Genomic DNA, 17,993 nt, shown 5'->3' on the forward strand with positions numbered 1-17,993 from the left:
TTTCTGGATACGATGACTCGTTTTCTCTCTTTTCTTTAGGGATTTTTGTGTATTTTCGGCTGGTGGAAACGCGGTGCCTGCCTTATCTTTGCCTGACGGATATGTTTCAGACAATATACCTACAAATGGTGATTGCGGGTGTTGAAAGGATTCTCTTATTTTGCAGTGTGAATTTATGAATACGATATTTATGTGTAACAATACTACGCGAATGTATAAACCCACCGACAAGATGGGCGACTTGATTTGTGAGAATTATGCTCTTCTGCAGGTGATGAGCCGTTTTGGCATCTCATTAGGGTTTGGTGACAAGTCCGTGCAGGAAGTGTGCGACATGAATCAGGTGGATTGCAATACATTCCTGATAGTGGTCAATTTCCTGGGCGAGGAGAGCAATCATATTCACGACCATTTGCAGGGACTTTCCATTCCTGCACTGGTAGAATACCTTAAAAAGGCTCATTCCTATTTTCTGGATTTCCAGTTGCCTACCATCCGGCGGAAACTGATAGAGGCAATCGACTGTTCATCGGAGAATGAAGTCGCTTTTCTGATTGTGAAGTTTTTCGATGCATACGTGCACGAGGTACGCAAGCACATGGAATATGAGAATGAAAAGGTATTTACTTATGTGGAACATTTGCTGAAGGGAGAACGGCTGAAAGATTACAGCATCGGAGTTTTTGCCCGTCACCATGACCAGATCAATGCCAAGTTGACCGAGCTGAAAAATATCATTATCAAATATTATCCGTCGGGCGGGGACAACCAGCTGCTGAATGCTACCTTGTTCGATATATTTAGTTGTGAGGAGGATTTGGCTTCGCACAACCGGGTGGAAGATTTTATTTTCGTGCCCGCAATCATGGAGTTGGAAAAGGAGATAAAATGAAACCGCAGGAAACAATATACATTGCTGTGGCAGATACGTCGATGATTATTCGCAGCGGACTCGTGTCTGTGTTGAGGCGTCTGCCTGATTTGCCGGTACAGGTAATCGAGGTTTCTTCAGAAGAGGGCCTGAAGCATTGTATGGAGGCACATACTCCACAAATTTTGATTATAAACCCTCAATTTGGAGGATGGTTCGATGTGGCTGCTTTCAAGCAGGAATATCCGGAAGCTGCCATGAAATTCGTGTCGCTGATTTACACGATGGTGGATGCCAACCAGTTGAAAGGCTACGATGATTCGGTCAATTTATTTGACGACGTGGATTCTTTGTCGCATAAGGTGTCGATGCTGATGAACGTGCCGGATGAGGAAGAAAGCGACCAGGACTCATTGAGCCAGCGGGAAAAAGAAATCGTAGGTTGTGTGGTGCGAGGAATGACCAATAAGGAAATTGCCGAAAAACTCTATATTTCCGTGCATACGGTCATTACGCATCGCCGGAACATTACGCGAAAATTACAGATTCACTCGGCCGCCGGACTGACCATTTATGCCATCGTAAATAAGTTGGTAGAGTTGAGTGAAGTGAAAATGAATCTTTAGAAAGGTCGTTATTTGGATTAATTCTAAAATACCTACATTTAGGTATTGCGGGTACAGCCTTTAACACCTATCTTTGCAGTGTTAGTCATATAGAAATTACGTAAACCACAAAAGTAAAAGAAGTTAGTTATTAGTTGGGTGCGCCCTGCGAAGTGATTCGCGGGGCGCACGCATTTTTTACATTTTGTTATGGTGGTTTAAATCGTTTTCAAAATCTGAAATAAAGTTTTCATTTCCCGAGAAAACCTTTTACTTTTGCTCGAAAGAAGACGAATAACAGATTTTAAGTATATGAAAGTAGGATTATTTATTCCCTGTTATATCAATGCCGTTTATCCGCAGGTGGGAGTGGCTTCTTTTAAGTTGCTGAAAAGCCTGGGGGTGGATGTAGATTATCCGCTGGACCAGACTTGCTGCGGACAACCGATGGCAAATGCAGGATTTGAAGAAGAGTCAGTAGAGTTGGCCAAACGTTTTGACCGTCTTTTTGAACAGTATGATTACATTGTAGGCCCGTCGGCCAGCTGTGTGGTATTTGTGCGTGATCATTATGGACAGTTATTAGCCAAGGAACCTCATCGTTGTGCCAGCGAGGGCAAAATTTATGATATCTGCGAATTTATTCATGACGTGGTGAAACCCACTTCCTTGCAGGCTTCTTTCCCTCACAAGGTCAGTATCCAGAACAGTTGTCATGGAGTGCGCCTGATGCACCTTTCTTCACCGAGCGAATTGAATATCCCGTATTATAATAAGCTTCGTGATTTGCTTTCCTTGGTGAAAGACATTGAAGTGGTAGAACCGGAAAGACCGGATGAGTGTTGTGGATTTGGAGGTATGTTTGCGGTAGAAGAACACGCCGTATCCGGACAGATGGGACGTGACAAGGTAAAACGTCATATAGATACGGGGGCAGAATATATCGTAGGTGCCGATGGCTCCTGTCTGATGCATCAGAACGGGATAATTGCCAGAGAGAAGTTGCCTATCAAAACCATTCATATTGTAGAAGTTTTAGCTGCAGGACTATGAGTACGAAACATTCAAAAACCGCCGAGAAGTTTCAGGAAAATAAGGAACTGGCGGGATGGCATGACCAGACCTTGTGGATGATGCGTGCCAAACGAGATAAGATTAGCCGGGAGGTACCGGAATGGGAACAGTTGCGCGACATGGCTTCTGCCATCAAGATGTACAGCAACAGTCACCTGGATTTGCTTTTGCAGGAGTTTGAAAAGAACGCACAGGCAAACGGAGCCCATGTGTATTGGGCGAAAGATGCCGATGAGTATTGTTCTATAATCTATAATATTCTGCACGGACACAATGTGCATCGCTTTATCAAGAGTAAATCGATGCTGGCCGAAGAATGTGGACTGAATGAATTCCTGATTCAGAAAGGAATTGATGTGGTGGAAAGTGATTTGGGAGAAAGAATCCTTCAGCTGATGCATAAGAAACCCAGTCACATCGTGGTGCCGGCCATCCATATCAAGAAGGAGGAAATCGGTGAACTGTTTGTGAAAGAGATGGGCACGGAGCCGGGCAACAATGACCAGACTTATTTGACGCATGCGGCACGTAAGAATCTGCGTCATAAGTTTATTGAAGCAGAAGCAGCCATGACTGGTGCTAATTTTGCCGTGGCTTCTACGGGTGAGTTTGTGGTGTGTACCAATGAAGGTAATGCGGATATGGGTACTTCGCAACCTAAATTACAGATTGCAGCTTTCGGGCTGGAGAAGATTGTGCCAGACCGTGAGGCACTGGGCGTATTTACCCGCTTGCTGGCACGTTCTGGTACCGGACAACCTATCACGACCTATACCTCGCATTATCGTAAACCCCGCAAAGGAGGTGAACTGCACATCATTATCGTAGATAACGGGCGTAGTAATATTCTGGCTGATCAGGAGCATGTAAAGACATTGAACTGCTTGCGATGCGGAGCTTGCATGAATACATGTCCGGTGTACCGTCGTTCCGGCGGATATTCTTATACCTATTTTATTCCGGGCCCGATTGGCATTAATCTGGGAATGCTGAAAGCACCTTTACACTATTATGATAATGTATCGGCCTGTTCTTTGTGTTATTCTTGCCAGAATGTGTGTCCGGCGAAAGTAGATTTGGCAGACCAGATTTATCGTTGGAGACAAAAACTGGATGGCTTGGGAGTAGCCAGCTCGTCCAAGCGTCTCATGTCGGGCGGTATGAAGGTGCTGATGGAACATCCGTCTTTATTTAATTTGGCTCTGGCACGGGCTTCGTGGGTGAATTCTTTCCCTCGTTCACTGGTGTACAATGGATTGAATGACTGGGGAAAAGAACATGAAATGCCACAGTTTGCTAAGGAAAGTTTTAATGAAATGTGGAAAAAGGGTAAAGTAAAATAGGGAAGCTATGAGTAGTAGAGAAGATATATTGCAGAACATACGTCGTAATACGCGAGTACGTTATGAAAAGCCGGACTTGTCTGCATTGGAACAAGGAGCAATTACGTACGCTGATCAGGTAGCACAATTCTGTAAGGTTGTGGCAGAAGTCGGCGGACGTGTGGTGACGGTCAATGAGGGAGAAGATGTCAATGCGCTGGTCCGTAAATTGTATCCGGATGCCAAACGTATTGCTTCCAATCTGAAGAATATAACCTGTGCCACTTTTCATCCTGACGATGTGGAGGCTTCTGCTGATTTGGATGGCACAGACCTGGCTGTGGTAGACGGACGCATCGGTGTGTGTGAAAACGGAGCTGTCTGGGTACAGCAGGATGTGGAACAGCGTGCGGTGTACTTTATTTCTGAGGCCTTGATACTTCTGCTCGACCGGAAAAATCTGGTAAACAACATGCACGAGGCGTATCAGAAAATAGATACAGGAGAGTATGGTTACGGTGTATTCATCTCTGGTCCATCAAAAACGGCGGATATTGAGCAGGCGCTGGTGATGGGAGCACACGGAGCGCGTGAACTGACCGTTTTATTACTGTAATAAGGTAACAGATAGAAAAAAGGAGTCCCGGTATCTTTGAACTTGGATACCGGGACTCCTTTTTGTGTTGATTCCCCAATGACAGGGTTTATCGGTGCTGCATGGCCTGTTGATTGAAAGGTTTTGCAGTTTCCGTAATATTGTGGTTGTTGTTCAACTCTAAGAACTGTGTACCTGTCCACCACAATATGTTCATGACAATTACTGCCAGTATGACAGTGAAGGCCGTAATCCTGGCTTCCAGTTGTTTGCTGGAAATTCTTTTAAAATTTTCTTTTCCCATCTCGGTTTTATTCACTAACCTTCTTTTCTCCATATAGTAATTATAGTCTTATTATTTCCTGTTGTCTGACTAATAAATGACACATATATGTAAATACTGCATGAGGGTGATAAATTTTTTCAGAAAAAGTTGCAGTTTTTTATTTTAAGTTGGAGTCGGTCAGTACTTCTTAAGGAGTACTGAGATTGAGTAATTTGTTGTAAACTAATTACTTAGTTTATGTAAACCGTCCTGAAGTACTTTTCAAACAATTCTTTCGCTTCATCTAATTGCGCTTGCGTGTTGAGTTGTACATCTTTCAGCTGGTAGTCCATTTTCATGGCTTCATATTTATGTACACCTAGAGTGTGATAGGGAAGTATCTCAACCCGTTCAATCATGCGATAGTCTTTGAAATGCTCGCCGAGTGCTTCTATGTCTTCTTTAAAGTAGCTGTACTTTTGTACCAGTACATAACGCAGCCAGAACGGTTTCTGGTTTTCTTCAAGCCAGGCTGCAGTTTTCAGGGTTTGTGCATTACTTCTGGAGGTGAGTGCTTTATGACGTTCGTCATTGAACTCTTTTACGTCAAGTAGTACGAGGTCTGCCAGCGAAAGCAACTCCTTTACATCTTCGTTCCAGATTCCGCCATTTGTATCTATGCAGATATGAATGCCCGCTTCTTTCAGCATGCGGAATAAAGGAACCAAGGCTTTTGCCTGAAAGGTCGGTTCTCCTCCACTGAAAGTAATGCCTCCTTTCTTCCCGAAAAAAGGTTTTTGGCTTACAGCCATCTTGAGAATCTCTTCAGGAGCAGTTTCTTTACTTTCACCTTTGGCATCAATAGTATCGGGATTGGCACAATAAAGGCATCGGAAATTACAGCCTTGCAAGAAAACAACGAGACGTATTCCCGGACCGTCGTATGTGCCTAATGATTCGTATGAATGTACTCTAATCATGATAGGATAAAAAATAATAGACACAAACTACCGGACTGAAAATCCGGGTAGCTTGTGTCCAGTTAAAATTATATACTCTTTATGCAAGAATTACATGCGTTCGTGGAAGCTGCGTGAAATTACTTCCAGCTGATGCTCACGGCTCAGTTTGATGAAGTTCACCGCATAACCAGATACACGAATTGTCAGCTGAGGATATTTTTCCGGATGCTCCATGGCATCTTCTAGCATTTCCCGGTTCAATACGTTTACGTTCAGGTGATGCGCACCTTTCACGAAGTAACCGTCCATCATCGTTACTAGGTTCTCGATACGGTTTTCCATATCTACTCCCAAAGATTTCGGTACGATAGAGAAGGTATTACTGATACCGTCCTGTGAGTCACGGTAGCGCAATTTAGCTACAGAACTCAGAGAAGCAATGGCACCGTTCTTGTCGCGCCCGTGCATCGGGTTAGCTCCAGGAGCAAATGCTACACCTTTGGCACGGCCGTCTGGAGTGGCACCTGTTTTCTTACCATACATCACATTTGAAGTAATGGTCAGGATAGACAAGGTCGGTTTGGCATTCTTGTAAACCGGCAATTTCTTCAATTCTTCGTCGAAGTAGTAAATCAAGTCTACTGCCAGGTGGTCTACGCGGTCATCGTCATTTCCGAAGCAGGGGAATTCACCTTCGATGTCGAATCCTTCTGTCAGTCCGATGTCGTTACGGCGAGCTGTTACCTTTGCATACTTGATGGCAGACAATGAGTCAACAGCGATAGACATACCTGCCACACCGTAAGCCAGGTTGATAACCGGGTCAGTATCTACGAAAGCCATCTGAGCCTTTTCGTAATAATACTTGTCGTGCATGTAGTGGATGATGTTCATGGCTTCGTTGTACACGCGTGCCATTTCTTTCAGCACTTTCTTATAGTTGGCAAGCACTTCTTCAAAGTTCAATACATCACCGCTCAATGCCGGAATGTCCTTTACCATCAGTGTGCCGGTGTTTTCACAGCGTCCGCCGTTGATAGCCAGCAGCAATGCCTTAGCCAGGTTACAGCGTGCACCGAAGAACTGGATGTGACGGCCGATGTCCTGATAAGATACACAGCAAGCGATACCGTAGTCGTCAGAGTTACGTACTTCACGCATCAGGTCGTCGTTCTCGTACTGGATAGAAGATGTATCGATAGAAACCTGTGCACAGAAGTTCTTGAAACCTTCCGGCAGTTCCGGACTCCACAGCACGGTCAAGTTCGGTTCTGGTGAAGGACCGAGGTTGTACAATGTCTGCAAGAAACGGAATGAAGTCTTGGTTACTTTTGTACGTCCGTCGTTGAAGCGTCCGCCGATAGACTCAGTCACCCATGTCGGGTCGCCGGCAAAGATGTCGGTATAAGCCTGCATACGCAAGTGGCGTACCATACGCAGTTTGATAACAAACTGGTCAATCAACTCCTGTGCATGTGCTTCGTCAAGCAGGCCATGAGCCATATCATATTCAATATAGATATCCAGGAAAGACGATACGTTACCCAATGACATGGCAGCACCATCCTGTTCTTTTACGGCAGCCAGGTAAGCCATGTATACCCACTGAACAGCTTCCTGTGCATTGTGAGCCGGACGTCCCAGTTCAAGACCGTATTGTTCTCCCATGATCTTGATTTCCTTCAGGGCCTTGATCTGCTCTGCCACTTCTTCACGAAGACGGATGCGGGCATCAGTCATCGGACCAGTCAGGTGACGCAAATCATTTTGTTTAGCTTCAATCAGTCTGTCCAGACCATACAATGCCAGACGACGGTAATCACCGATGATTCGTCCGCGTGCATAGTTGTCAGGAAGTCCTGTCAAGAAACCAAGTGAGCGGAAAGAACGGATTTCTTCTGTGTATGCATCGAAGACCCCGTCGTTATGAGTTTTGCGATAATGAGTGAAAATATCTTTAACCTTCGGGTCAACTTCTACTCCGTTTTCACGGCAAGCTTTTTCTACTACCTTGATACCTCCAAAAGGTTTGATTGCGCGGCGCAACACTTCGTCAGTCTGCAAGCCGACAATGACTTCATTTTCCTTATCAATATATCCCGGTGCGAAAGAAGTGATGGTTGATACTGTGGACGGATCGAGCGAGCGTACACCATTGTTTGCACGTTCTTCAGCCAAAGCTTCCAAACATTTGTTCCAAACAGCTTTTGTACGTTCAGTTGGACCGACCAGGAATGAAGCGTCGCCCTCGTAAGGCGTAATGTTTGTCTTTACGAAATCGGTGACGTTGATTTCATGGTTCCAACGGCCTTCTTTAAAATTCATTGCCATAAATTTGAAATATTAAAAAGTTATGTAAATGTGGTTCTCTAAACCGAGTGCAAAGGTAGTGAAAAACCTTGTGTTGTACAATACCTATTTTGTGGTATATTATTATTTTGCATTAATTACAAAGTAGTATAGGTTATAGAAACGGGTTAAGGGAGAGGTGTGTTTGCGAAAAAATCTTTGCAAAAGTTTGCACAACTCAAAAAGTCGCTCTATATTTGCACCGCATTTGAGAGAAGATGCGTTCCCAAAGAAGATTGGAAGTTTGGGTGAGTGGCTGAAACCAGCAGTTTGCTAAACTGCCGTACGGGTAACCGTACCGGGGGTTCGAATCCCCCAGCTTCCGCTTCTGTAATTAGGAAAGAGAATGGCGCTTTCGTCTAGTGGCCTAGGACGCGGCCCTCTCACGGCTGAAACACGGGTTCGATTCCCGTATGCGCTACATCAGCTACTGGAAGTTTGGGTGAGTGGCTGAAACCAGCAGTTTGCTAAACTGCCGTACGGGTAACCGTACCGGGGGTTCGAATCCCCCAGCTTCCGCAACGAGACTAAAAGAAGGTATTCAATTAAACCTTCACTCAAGGAGTCAAAGCACCGTATATCAATTGATTACGGTGCTTTTTTCGTATATTTTTGTTTCAAGATGAAGGCCATCCAGCATCGGTTGGCAGTCATATCTTAGTCAATTTCTGCTACAATTTCTGCTACAGAAATTTTGCTGTCACAAAAATGTAGCAGAAAATTTGAGATGAATACCATCTTGAATTCTCTGCTACAGAAAATGACCTCGCATTTTTGGCAAAAAAATGTAGCAGTGACGGTCAAAAGATAGCCAAATTGACGCCTTATAAATCACTCATTCATAATAAATTATGTCGAACTTTGTGGCAAAATTGCTACACTAAAAAATGATTAGTTATTATGAGAATGATTTTTAAAGTGTCGTTCTATGTACGCTCCAATTACGAGAACAAAAGTGGTAAATCTCCTTTGATGATCAGAATCTATTTAAACAAAGAAATGCTTAATGTAGGTTCATCCGGTATCTATGTGGATAAAAAATTGTGGTGTAATTCAACAAGCCGAATGAAAGGGCGTACTCAGGAGGCATTGGTTGTCAATGCTCAATTGGATGAAATATCTACATCTTTCCAGGAAATCTTTAAGCGCCATGAAAGTGATGCAGACCTTACTCTTGAAAAAATAAAGAATTTTTTTCTTGGGAAGGATAAGGCAAAAATTACCATTCTTGAATTCTATGATGATTATTTAAAAGAACTGCAGGCTCAGGTAGGAACAATCAAAGCAAAAGCTACCTATCACAAATATTCAGGGACCAAACGTCATTTTGAGAATTTTTTGCGATATAAGTATAGACGTAAAGACTTGATGCCAAAAGAACTGACACATCAGGTTATCAATGATTTTGAAACATACTTGCGTTCTGTAGCTAATCTTAAAATCAACACTGCAACCAAAATATTAAAGTTCTTTAAGACTGTTGTTAGGGATGCCCAAAAGAAAGACTTGATTACTCATGATCCGTTTATGAATCATCATTTCCAATTGGAATATGTTGACCGAGGTTTCCTTACAGATGAAGAAATAAAATGTATCATGGAAAAGGAATTTCCGACAGCACGACTTGAAGCTGTAAGGGACATTTTTATTTTTTCGTGCTTCTGTGGTTTGGCATACATAGATGTCGCAAATCTAACACAAGATAATATAGTTACACTTGATGGTAAACGATGGATAATGACTACACGTCAGAAGACAAAAGTCCCAAGTAATATTTTATTGCTTGATATTCCGGCTATGATTATTGAAAAGTATAGAGGAAGAACGAAGGATGGTAAACTTCTTCCTATATTATCCAATCAGAAGATGAACAGTTACTTAAAAGAAATCGGTGATGTCTGTGGTATTAAAAAGAATTTGACTTATCACCTGGCAAGACATACATTTGCTACAATGATATTAAGTAAAGGTGTTCCTATTGAATCTGTGTCAAAAATGCTTGGTCACACCAATATAAGGACTACACAAGTATATGCCCGTATAACAAACAAGAAGATAGAAGAAGATATGCTGGCACTTGCAGGTAAATTAGATAATTTCAATGATTCCATTAACCAAATAAAAAAGTAGGTAACATGAAAACAAACGAAAAAAGAGAACTTTCTTACTTCCAGTCTTTATTGGGGAAGTATATCAGTGAGCATCATCCGGAATTGTCCAATGACAAAGCTTTCCTAAGTAGCCGTGCAGATGAAGCATTGAATGTATATGCCAATGCCATAACCATTGGTCTTTCAGATCTTGAAGCTGAAGAAGCAGCAAATGAGGTTCTGTACAATGGACTCCACTTTTCCAAGTATGATACAATTGTAGAAGTATTATGGAATGAGTTTGCAGAAAATATACCTCAGAGTCTTGCTGAGAGGTTGGCAGCTATCCTTTTGGGCAATACAGCTATTCAGAAAACATTTGCCAAATATAAACTTGATGATGATTTTGACGGTAAACCAGAGTATGATGAACTTTACACTGAACTAACAGGTTGCATACAGATTATTATTGAAAGAAACGAGCTTCCTGTTTTCTGATTCAGTTTTACCAGTTAAAGTCGGGACAACTTTTGTTCAAGTGCAAAGGTAATTTCCGGCTTTCAATCGGCAAGGATTCCCAAGGCTATGGGAGAAATCTCCACCTGAAGGTTGTATTTATCCCATAGTCCTTGCCTTTTCTGAAAGCCGACCTTTATAAAGCCCTTGAAACAAAGGTTGTTCTATCCCGACCTAATATTAACTTTCTAAAATGGATGCTTATGAAAACAGAACCTACTTTTATATCAAATGAATCATTGAAGAAGCAACCTGTAAATCAGCCTGCTTCACATTATCGAGTTATATCTCTAATCAAGCTAACATTTTATATTGCTGTTCTGATAGGCTTCTGCTGGCTGCTTAGCTGCATCATTACCAAAGAAGTGGTTATAGCTATAGGATTGCTTATTGGTTTTATTCTCATTTCGAGCATAATGAGGTTTGCATTTTCTGTAATACTCACTATCGTCAAATGGATTGCGATTGCTGCAATCATTCTGTTGTTGCTATGCTTTATATAAGCATTAATTATGCCTTTTGAAAAAGTAACAAAATCAAATAACTCATTTTATATTATGAAACCGACAGATACTCTCGTTACGAAATACGATATTATTATACCATTTTATACCTCTGAAAATGTGACGAAATCAGTCAGGAATATTTATGACCATGAATTGTGCAAGGAAGTTATTCGACTCTACTTGTTGAACAAACTCGATCGGATATGGAGAAATCCTTATGGCAGCTATTATTACAAGGCCAAGGGTGGTTTACCTGAATATTATAGACCTCAAATTCTAACTTCTGTAGATATTGAGAAGATTATAGCACAAAAGAAAGGGGGAAGAAGAAAAGGAACTGGCAGAAAGAAGCTTGCCGGAAATTCTCCTTCTGTAACCATGCGTGTACCACAATATATAAGGAAGGATATCCAGGCACTTATTGATATGTATGCCCATTGGTGTGCTAGTGATGAAGAACCTGTACTTGTATCTAAAACTAGTGTTGAACAACGTCTGAAGACGATTGAATTCCTGCATTATGTGACTGAGTATGAAAAAGAGTATATTTCTAATAATGAAAAATCTTATGATAATAAAAAATAATACGATTTCATTTTTAGTATAAATTATATACTATAAAATTTTGTTTTTGGAAAGAATATATAAATGTAAGGAAATTTGTATATTTACATTGAATAAAAAATAGAAATGATTATGGAAAATAAAATTCAAATGTATGTAGCTCAACCATCAGATAAGCAATTAGGAATGTATGAAGTTGCTAAATATTCTGAAACAGACAGTAACTATATCCCTATTAAAGGAGAAATATATTTAACGAAAAAAGCAGCAGAAGAACGTGCTCATGAGTTAAATAAAGAAGAATAAAACTGAGATGCATAAAAGATATTTCTTCTATCTTAACAATAATGGATGCTTCTTTATAATCTTTATCTTGTATTTAAATTCAAATTATTGTTATATTACTTAATTCTATATTAGAAAAATTGGGATGTATAAGTGAATGATTTATAGAAACATTTGTAAAACAGTTATTTTATTGGATATCCTAAAAACTTGTTTTATCTTTACATATCTAAACTTTAAAGTATATGTTTTATGGATATTAATAAAGGAAAAAGATTAAGAGAAGAATGGGGAGATAAGCCATGCAATCATCCTAATTTTGAGAAAGAAACTCAAGGAGCACCGATGTCAAATCTTGGATATGTTGAAAACAAAACAGGTGATTACATTTGTACTCAATGTGGTGAAGTATTTACAAAAGCCGAAAAAGATGAAATTGAAGCTAATAGGGCCAAAAAGTAGTCGAAAAAATAAGGGAATAGCTATCGAAGTTATTCCCTTTATTATAAATTATATAAAATCATTTAATGCTATTATTTAAATAATTCATCTTTATAATCTTAAATCAGAAAAACACACTTTTGATTTTGTGACAAAATCGGAAATATCTATCAAGTTTAATTTGTCTGCCTCTTTTATCGCAGTACCTCCATTCATTTCTCTTTCCACACTTCTGACGGCCATTTACGTTCTGGTGCAAAGGTAATTACGGTATTTTACTCAGATACAAGGTCAAGCCGGTGGTTTTGTAGAAAATCTCCAGCCCTTCGGGTAGTATTTTATACAAAAACCTTGTATCTGCTAATACCTACCTTTTATAGCACCTGAAACGGAAACGACCGAAGTGAAAGAAAGACGCATAAAAAAAATGTCGGATATACGAGAGGCAGATACCAAAGGTTGAAACTCAACTCCCTCAGCTCTAGAATCCGCATAAAATTTTTAACTATTAAACTTGTGAGATATGAAAGGTACAGAATTATTCAAGGCTGCTATCCAAAACTACTTGGAGTATAGAGCAATGACGGACGATTTGTTTGCACCACGATACGCAAATCCGGCAAAGAACATTGAAGATTGCATAACCTATATACTTAATGAAGTTCAGAAAAGCGGAATGAACGGATTTGATGATGATGAAATCTATTCTATGGCTATGCATTACTATGATGAAGATGATATTGAAATCGGAAAGCCTATCAGTTGTAAAGTAATGGTAAACCACCATGTTGAACTTACTGAAGAGGAAAAGCAGAACGCACGCAGAAAGGCTATTGAGCAATATCAGCAAATGGAACTCAACAAGTTACAGAGCAGAGCAAAACAGAAATCATCTGCAACTCAGACAACCAATGTTCAACCCTCATTATTTGATTTTTGATTATGAAGCCGAAAACACGTATTCAGTCTGAAATTGTTACATTATCAAAAAGACTGAAAAGCATATCAGAGAAGCAAAAAGCATACGCATACAAGCATTGTTTCAGCCATATTGCACGTATGACGAGTAAAGGAATTGTAACTTGTACCGATTGTGGTCATTCTTGGAAGGGTGAAAATATCCCTTCCTCAGACCATGCGGAATGTACTTGTCCTCATTGTGGAAGCAAGTTGGAGGTAATGAAAACCCGTCAGAGAGTGTTTAAAGGTACAGAATATTTCTCTATCATTACAACCTGTAAAGGTTATCAGGTAATCCGTTTCTTTATAGTCAGAGCCAATAGAAAGGTTGGCTATCAAGCGAAATATGAAATCAATGAAATAGTGCAGCAGTGGATTGCTCCTAATGGTAGAGGTGAAATTATAGCACGTTTGCGGTGTATGTCCTCCATGTATTATGATTTGTGGAATGAACACAGCTGCATGGAACTGAGGTCAAATAGTAACCACTTTGCATACGATATTACTCCACAATGCACCTATCCACATATTAGAATTATGAAGAAAATCAGACGAAATGGCTTCAAGGGAAAGTTTTACAATATATCCCCAAATGCTTTTTTCAAGGCAATCCTATCTGATAACAAGATGGAAACATTACTTAAAGTCGGTCAGATAGAAATGTTCCGTCATTTCATTCGTTCAAATGCAGATATAAATGAATATTGGGCAGCTTTAAAAATCTGTATCCGTAATGGCTATGAAATCACCAATGCTTCTGAATGGTGTGATTATATCAGACTGCTGAAACACTTTGGAATGGACATTCATAATTCCAAATACGTTTGTCCGAAAGATATTGTTTCCGAACATGACAACTTGGTCAAAAGAAGGAATGATGAAATCAGACAGGAAGATAATGAACGCAAAAAGGCTCAAGCTATTGAGAATGAAAGGATATATAAGGAGCAAAAGGGTAAGTTCTTCGGTATTTCATTTACAGACGGCATAATTCAAGTACATGTTTTGAGCAGTGTTCATGATTTTATTGAGGAAGCTAAGATAATGCACCATTGCGTATTTTCAAATTCCTACTATCTGAAAGAAAATTCTTTGATACTATCAGCTACCATTGAAGGTAAACGCATTGAAACTATTGAAGTTTCATTGAAAACTTTAAAGGTCGTACAAAGTCGAGGTGTATATAATAAGAATACCGAATACCATGAGCAAATAATAAACTTGGTAAATCAGAATATGGGAATGATACAGAAATGTCTGGTTGCTTAACGGATATATGAGATATGAAAACTACAGAAATAAATCAGAGTATAATCGGAAAAAGGTGTGAATGTATGTTCACCGGTATGATGGTTAAAGGTATCATCACGGAAATTGAAGATTGTAAGTATTCAGTAAACGTAAAAGTTGTCTTTGACTCCCCACAGCAGTGGGGAGATGATATGTATGAACACGATTGGACATGGGGAAGAAAATCCGATGAGTTCGGACCTCTTAAATATCTCAAGTTAATAGAATGAAGGTGGGCGGAATTTCCGCCCACTACTTTTTACAGTGAGCTTCAGGCGGCACAAAAAGTAGCAAAAATCCTTTATTTAAATAATATATCCATAATAAATACTATTAAAAATATTAAGGATATACTAGAAATATCTATTTTTGTAATGATTTTTATTACTATATCAGTTACTAATTCCTGTCTATTTTAAGTTATTATCTCATTTGTATGAAACCATTAGATTATTTGAAAAAACAGAAAATATTTATTTTTGACAATATTATAGTTGCAATCTTTTTGTCTTTTGGAATTTCTTTTATAGTTAGTGCTTTAGCTGAATTCTTTAAAGGTAAATATCTTGTTTTTTTTATTTCTGGGCTATTTTGCATATTATTTGTTCTTCTGATAAAAATATTTAACTTTTACACATTAAGAAAACATCAAATTTGTACTGAGGCACTTTTAGTTGTTGATGATAAAGCTAGATTAGGTAAGGTTTATCGTTATTATTTCAATGAAAAATTTATCGAAATACTTATTTCAGTTTGTAGAGAGAATAAAACTTTTAAAGAATGTTGGGAAAAAGCTTTCAAGAAAGAATATACTAATAATAGTAAATATGTGTCCCAGGATTATGTTCTAATAAAAAAAATAACAGATGATGAAGCTCGGAAATACTTTAAAGAAGAAAAAATATGTAAGTTTATAAATGAGTTAACCGAATATATATTTATTGAATGGTTATCAGACAAACTTGAAATGTATTTTGGAGATAATACAAAAAACATAACTGTATTGAATAGAAGTAATATAGCTGATTATTTGTTAGATAATAGAGTTCTTGATTTAATATCAAAGCCTTTTGAAGATCGTGAAAAATTCCTTAGTAAAATAAAAGATAAAGAAGATAATATTGATGATATATATACATTGTTAGGCGATGATGATGTTGAATTTAATAAGTTTGAATTAAAACTTCCTCCCAAAACAATATTAAAAAAAGAAGGTAAAGAGACTTTGGTAATATCTGGTAAGTATTTCAACTTAAGATTACATGCTTCTTTTAAAGGATTTAATGCTAATATTCCGTATGATTTCCATAGGTTTTATGTCTCTACTCCTGATATGATCTTTTATAGTATTTCTTTAAAGCTAGAGATATCTCTGAAACCTTTTTTCTTTTTATTATCACCTAATTGGAAAAACTTATTATGGATTGATTCTGTATGTGAGTCTTTCTTACATGATTTTTCATATAAAACTTTTATGGATGATATCGGTTTTAATAAATCAATTACAAATTTGATGTTATATGATAGATATCTAAGAAAAAATATCGAAGAGACTAAAAATAAATCAGATAGTTCAAAAAGAGTAAACGACAATCTATAATCAAAATCATAAATTGAAATAGTTTTGCTATAAAACAGCTACTACTATTTCAATTTATACTATAAAAGTTGTTATATGAAAGATTTCATATGATTAATTGCGATTTAATAACTGGAATTAGTTCCGTTTGTCATTAAAATCAAACTCGACAACCTGAGAATGCCCCATATTATCCTCAAATACAATCTCAAGGCTTTGCTGTTCTGTAGATTGAGAGGTGTAATATAAACGGAAGTCCCCTTTTTCTACTGGGTATCTGTCATTGGGGATGAACGGTTCACCATCTTTTCCCATACGAAGTATGCCGTCACCATCATACTGAAAATATCTGATAGTATATTGAGTTCCTGAATAGTCAGCCGGACAGGTTAAGGTGCAGCGGATTTCAATGGTTTCCCCTTGGCTGAGTTCCTTTGGGACAGGCATCGTTTCAACTGTAAATGGAAATGATTTTGTGACATCAAGTTCATTGCTGCATGAACCCAATGTCATGTAGGCAATTATTATCACAAGAAGTGACTGTATATGTTTTATTGTTTTCATAATGTGTTATTACATTGATTCTGATTTTGTTTGACTGATATTACATGATAATACTGATTCCTATCAATATTGAAGGCCTGAATAAATCCAAGTCTGTTCCGAAAAGGAATGTTCCTTTGGCTTTTGCGAGAACCACTACATTGTCCGTAATGAATCCTTCCATAGATAATTGGGCGCCAGCACCATAAACAAATCTGTTTCTTGCTTCAAGGTATGCACCATCTGGCAGCCATCTGTTGCCGTCATTCACCTCTTCATAACCGAGTGAAATACATGGTCCACCATAAACGAGGAAACTTTTTCCCGGACTTGAAATCAGGTGAAACATAAATCCACCTTCACCAGTATAATCACGTACCGGCACTTTCAGTTCATTATAGTGATAGTTCTGCTGAAGATAATTTAGTCCGAAATGATAATAGTGATAGTTACGGATATACCTTGTAAAATTAAGTCCGGCATTGAAATTACCGTCTCCAAATGTATTATGCTTCTGTAAAGGTACACCACCATAAAACTCAATTCCCTTTTGGTGAGGTAATAATCGTTGTGCCATTGTCGGTATGCTCAAACCGACAATGGCAATTATAATAACAAGTATCCTTTTCATCAGAATTTCAGTTTAAGGCTGTCAATGTTTTTTGCTCTTATCAAATCCTCGTTTTCCATATAAAACGTCATTGTGCGACCACCATTTCTTTCGTATAGAGTAACCTCTAGACGCTTGTCCTCTGGTAGTGTAAATTGCTCGAGTGCAAAAATGCTTCTTTCTTCCCTATGCCCTTTTATCCAGGTAATCTGATTGTATGCCCTTAATGGTTGGAGTATTCTTTCCTGAATAGCTGTACGTTTGGCAACCTTCTTATCCACTACCTTAAACGTAATGAAGTCCACGTTATAAGGCATATCGGTTCTGTTCTTTATTTCGGTATGGAAATATAGAAGTCCATTATGGGTGTAAAGTCCGTTCAGTAAGAATTGCATACCAAACTGTTTTGCGCCAATATGTTTGAATTCTCTCTTGTCGTTCTGGTATATGGTTTTCATTATAAGTTTCACAAGTACGGGAGATTCATTTCCTAATTCCTTGAAATAGATATCAGTGCATATTCCGGCGGATACCCGTTCAGCATTTCCGGTGATATCCGTTCAGTC

Annotated in this window: 20 protein-coding genes, 3 tRNA genes and 1 pseudogene; 18 read left to right on the forward strand and 6 right to left on the reverse strand. The window is 38.9% G+C overall.

Going from position 1 to position 17,993, the window contains the following annotated elements:
• Window positions 1-190 precede the first annotated feature (190 nt).
• The 5 genes from DXD04_RS02960 (at window position 191) to DXD04_RS02980 (ending at window position 4,488) form a co-directional block, all read left to right on the forward strand.
• On the forward strand, window positions 191-892 hold the full coding sequence (locus DXD04_RS02960) for a hemerythrin domain-containing protein (protein WP_258362730.1): 702 nt from the start codon (window positions 191-193) through the stop codon (window positions 890-892).
• Window positions 889-1,497: a response regulator transcription factor gene (locus DXD04_RS02965; RefSeq protein ID WP_022053502.1), complete on the forward strand. Its 609-nt coding sequence runs from the start codon at window positions 889-891 to the stop codon at window positions 1,495-1,497. Before DXD04_RS02960 ends, DXD04_RS02965 begins: the two co-directional genes overlap by 4 nt.
• A gap of 291 nt (window positions 1,498-1,788) precedes the next feature.
• Complete coding sequence (locus DXD04_RS02970; protein WP_022053503.1) at window positions 1,789-2,529, forward strand: (Fe-S)-binding protein; 741 nt, start codon at window positions 1,789-1,791, stop codon at window positions 2,527-2,529.
• Window positions 2,526-3,893: a lactate utilization protein B gene (locus tag DXD04_RS02975; protein WP_117670712.1), complete on the forward strand. Its 1,368-nt coding sequence runs from the start codon at window positions 2,526-2,528 to the stop codon at window positions 3,891-3,893. Before DXD04_RS02970 ends, DXD04_RS02975 begins: the two co-directional genes overlap by 4 nt.
• A 7-nt stretch (window positions 3,894-3,900) precedes the next feature.
• Window positions 3,901-4,488, forward strand: a complete 588-nt coding sequence (locus tag DXD04_RS02980) for a LutC/YkgG family protein (protein ID WP_117670714.1) — start codon at window positions 3,901-3,903, stop codon at window positions 4,486-4,488.
• 88 nt (window positions 4,489-4,576) lie between these two features.
• Here the strand turns inward: DXD04_RS02980 and DXD04_RS02985 are convergent, their stop codons facing one another.
• From DXD04_RS02985 to pflB, 3 genes are all read right to left on the reverse strand, one after another.
• On the reverse strand, window positions 4,577-4,771 hold the full coding sequence (locus tag DXD04_RS02985) for a hypothetical protein (RefSeq protein ID WP_117670716.1): 195 nt from the start codon (window positions 4,769-4,771) through the stop codon (window positions 4,577-4,579).
• 212 nt (window positions 4,772-4,983) lie between these two features.
• Entirely contained in the window at window positions 4,984-5,712 is a 729-nt protein-coding gene (pflA, locus tag DXD04_RS02990) for a pyruvate formate-lyase-activating protein (RefSeq protein WP_117670719.1), read from the reverse strand.
• 90 nt (window positions 5,713-5,802) lie between these two features.
• Entirely contained in the window at window positions 5,803-8,025 is a 2,223-nt protein-coding gene (pflB, locus tag DXD04_RS02995; protein WP_117670721.1) for a formate C-acetyltransferase, read from the reverse strand.
• Window positions 8,026-8,281: 256 nt separating this feature from the next.
• Between pflB and DXD04_RS03000 the strand changes: the two genes are divergently transcribed.
• The 13 genes from DXD04_RS03000 (at window position 8,282) to DXD04_RS03065 (ending at window position 16,295) form a co-directional block, all read left to right on the forward strand.
• Window positions 8,282-8,368, forward strand: a tRNA-Ser gene (locus tag DXD04_RS03000).
• 23 nt (window positions 8,369-8,391) lie between these two features.
• A tRNA-Glu gene (locus DXD04_RS03005) sits at window positions 8,392-8,464 on the forward strand.
• A gap of 11 nt (window positions 8,465-8,475) precedes the next feature.
• Window positions 8,476-8,562: transfer RNA gene (locus DXD04_RS03010), tRNA-Ser, on the forward strand.
• A gap of 381 nt (window positions 8,563-8,943) precedes the next feature.
• Complete coding sequence (locus tag DXD04_RS03015; protein ID WP_117670723.1) at window positions 8,944-10,173, forward strand: site-specific integrase; 1,230 nt, start codon at window positions 8,944-8,946, stop codon at window positions 10,171-10,173.
• 5 nt (window positions 10,174-10,178) lie between these two features.
• Entirely contained in the window at window positions 10,179-10,631 is a 453-nt protein-coding gene (locus tag DXD04_RS03020) for a DUF1896 family protein (RefSeq protein WP_117670725.1), read from the forward strand.
• A gap of 221 nt (window positions 10,632-10,852) precedes the next feature.
• Window positions 10,853-11,152: a hypothetical protein gene (locus tag DXD04_RS03025; RefSeq protein WP_147330737.1), complete on the forward strand. Its 300-nt coding sequence runs from the start codon at window positions 10,853-10,855 to the stop codon at window positions 11,150-11,152.
• Between the two features lie 54 nt (window positions 11,153-11,206).
• Window positions 11,207-11,740 (forward strand): hypothetical protein, encoded by a 534-nt coding sequence (locus DXD04_RS03030; protein ID WP_147330738.1) that lies wholly within the window; start codon window positions 11,207-11,209, stop codon window positions 11,738-11,740.
• A gap of 111 nt (window positions 11,741-11,851) precedes the next feature.
• A complete protein-coding gene (locus DXD04_RS16635; protein WP_181977447.1) occupies window positions 11,852-12,025 on the forward strand; it encodes a hypothetical protein in 174 nt (57 codons plus the stop codon).
• Between the two features lie 231 nt (window positions 12,026-12,256).
• Window positions 12,257-12,466 carry a hypothetical protein gene (locus DXD04_RS03040; RefSeq protein ID WP_117670733.1) on the forward strand — a complete coding sequence of 70 codons (210 nt, stop codon included), beginning with the start codon at window positions 12,257-12,259 and terminating at the stop codon, window positions 12,464-12,466.
• Window positions 12,467-12,968: 502 nt separating this feature from the next.
• Entirely contained in the window at window positions 12,969-13,385 is a 417-nt protein-coding gene (locus DXD04_RS03050; protein ID WP_117670735.1) for a PcfK-like family protein, read from the forward strand.
• A gap of 2 nt (window positions 13,386-13,387) precedes the next feature.
• The gene (locus tag DXD04_RS03055; RefSeq protein ID WP_117670737.1) at window positions 13,388-14,674 is read left to right on the forward strand and encodes a PcfJ domain-containing protein; all 1,287 of its coding nucleotides are present in this window, start codon (window positions 13,388-13,390) and stop codon (window positions 14,672-14,674) included.
• A 14-nt stretch (window positions 14,675-14,688) separates the two neighbouring features.
• Window positions 14,689-14,925: a DUF7258 domain-containing protein gene (locus tag DXD04_RS03060; RefSeq protein ID WP_117670739.1), complete on the forward strand. Its 237-nt coding sequence runs from the start codon at window positions 14,689-14,691 to the stop codon at window positions 14,923-14,925.
• 206 nt (window positions 14,926-15,131) lie between these two features.
• Window positions 15,132-16,295: a hypothetical protein gene (locus DXD04_RS03065; RefSeq protein WP_117670741.1), complete on the forward strand. Its 1,164-nt coding sequence runs from the start codon at window positions 15,132-15,134 to the stop codon at window positions 16,293-16,295.
• A gap of 117 nt (window positions 16,296-16,412) precedes the next feature.
• Here the strand turns inward: DXD04_RS03065 and DXD04_RS03070 are convergent, their stop codons facing one another.
• The 3 genes and pseudogenes from DXD04_RS03070 to traN form a co-directional block, all read right to left on the reverse strand.
• The gene (locus tag DXD04_RS03070; RefSeq protein WP_310591228.1) at window positions 16,413-16,805 is read right to left on the reverse strand and encodes a DUF3872 domain-containing protein; all 393 of its coding nucleotides are present in this window, start codon (window positions 16,803-16,805) and stop codon (window positions 16,413-16,415) included.
• A gap of 73 nt (window positions 16,806-16,878) precedes the next feature.
• Window positions 16,879-17,448 (reverse strand): conjugal transfer protein TraO, encoded by a 570-nt coding sequence (locus tag DXD04_RS03075; RefSeq protein ID WP_117670745.1) that lies wholly within the window; start codon window positions 17,446-17,448, stop codon window positions 16,879-16,881.
• A pseudogene (traN, locus tag DXD04_RS03080) lies at window positions 17,448-17,942 on the reverse strand (conjugative transposon protein TraN); the annotation flags it as partial. The gene DXD04_RS03075 and the pseudogene traN, both read right to left, overlap by 1 nt.
• Window positions 17,943-17,993 lie beyond the last annotated feature (51 nt).

This window comes from Phocaeicola plebeius (assembly GCF_003437535.1).
GTDB lineage: Bacteria > Bacteroidota > Bacteroidia > Bacteroidales > Bacteroidaceae > Phocaeicola > Phocaeicola plebeius_A.

What these genes read in the sequence shown, in the direction of transcription:
- DXD04_RS02975 (WP_117670712.1), top strand. Translation starts at nt 2,526, where the DNA reads ATGAGTACGAAACATTCAAAAACCGCCGAGAAGTTTCAGGAAAATAAG.
- DXD04_RS03020 (WP_117670725.1), top strand. Translation starts at nt 10,179, where the DNA reads ATGAAAACAAACGAAAAAAGAGAACTTTCTTACTTCCAGTCTTTATTG.
- DXD04_RS02970 (WP_022053503.1), top strand. Translation starts at nt 1,789, where the DNA reads ATGAAAGTAGGATTATTTATTCCCTGTTATATCAATGCCGTTTATCCG.
- DXD04_RS03065 (WP_117670741.1), top strand. Translation starts at nt 15,132, where the DNA reads ATGAAACCATTAGATTATTTGAAAAAACAGAAAATATTTATTTTTGAC.
- DXD04_RS02980 (WP_117670714.1), top strand. Translation starts at nt 3,901, where the DNA reads ATGAGTAGTAGAGAAGATATATTGCAGAACATACGTCGTAATACGCGA.
- DXD04_RS03030 (WP_147330738.1), top strand. Translation starts at nt 11,207, where the DNA reads ATGAAACCGACAGATACTCTCGTTACGAAATACGATATTATTATACCA.
- DXD04_RS03015 (WP_117670723.1), top strand. Translation starts at nt 8,944, where the DNA reads ATGAGAATGATTTTTAAAGTGTCGTTCTATGTACGCTCCAATTACGAG.
- pflB (WP_117670721.1), bottom strand. Translation starts at nt 8,025, where the DNA reads ATGGCAATGAATTTTAAAGAAGGCCGTTGGAACCATGAAATCAACGTC.
- DXD04_RS16635 (WP_181977447.1), top strand. Translation starts at nt 11,852, where the DNA reads ATGGAAAATAAAATTCAAATGTATGTAGCTCAACCATCAGATAAGCAA.
- DXD04_RS03025 (WP_147330737.1), top strand. Translation starts at nt 10,853, where the DNA reads ATGAAAACAGAACCTACTTTTATATCAAATGAATCATTGAAGAAGCAA.
- DXD04_RS02985 (WP_117670716.1), bottom strand. Translation starts at nt 4,771, where the DNA reads ATGGGAAAAGAAAATTTTAAAAGAATTTCCAGCAAACAACTGGAAGCC.
- DXD04_RS03075 (WP_117670745.1), bottom strand. Translation starts at nt 17,448, where the DNA reads ATGAAAAGGATACTTGTTATTATAATTGCCATTGTCGGTTTGAGCATA.
- DXD04_RS02960 (WP_258362730.1), top strand. Translation starts at nt 191, where the DNA reads ATGTGTAACAATACTACGCGAATGTATAAACCCACCGACAAGATGGGC.
- DXD04_RS03060 (WP_117670739.1), top strand. Translation starts at nt 14,689, where the DNA reads ATGAAAACTACAGAAATAAATCAGAGTATAATCGGAAAAAGGTGTGAA.
- pflA (WP_117670719.1), bottom strand. Translation starts at nt 5,712, where the DNA reads ATGATTAGAGTACATTCATACGAATCATTAGGCACATACGACGGTCCG.
- DXD04_RS02965 (WP_022053502.1), top strand. Translation starts at nt 889, where the DNA reads ATGAAACCGCAGGAAACAATATACATTGCTGTGGCAGATACGTCGATG.
- DXD04_RS03040 (WP_117670733.1), top strand. Translation starts at nt 12,257, where the DNA reads ATGGATATTAATAAAGGAAAAAGATTAAGAGAAGAATGGGGAGATAAG.
- DXD04_RS03050 (WP_117670735.1), top strand. Translation starts at nt 12,969, where the DNA reads ATGAAAGGTACAGAATTATTCAAGGCTGCTATCCAAAACTACTTGGAG.
- DXD04_RS03055 (WP_117670737.1), top strand. Translation starts at nt 13,388, where the DNA reads ATGAAGCCGAAAACACGTATTCAGTCTGAAATTGTTACATTATCAAAA.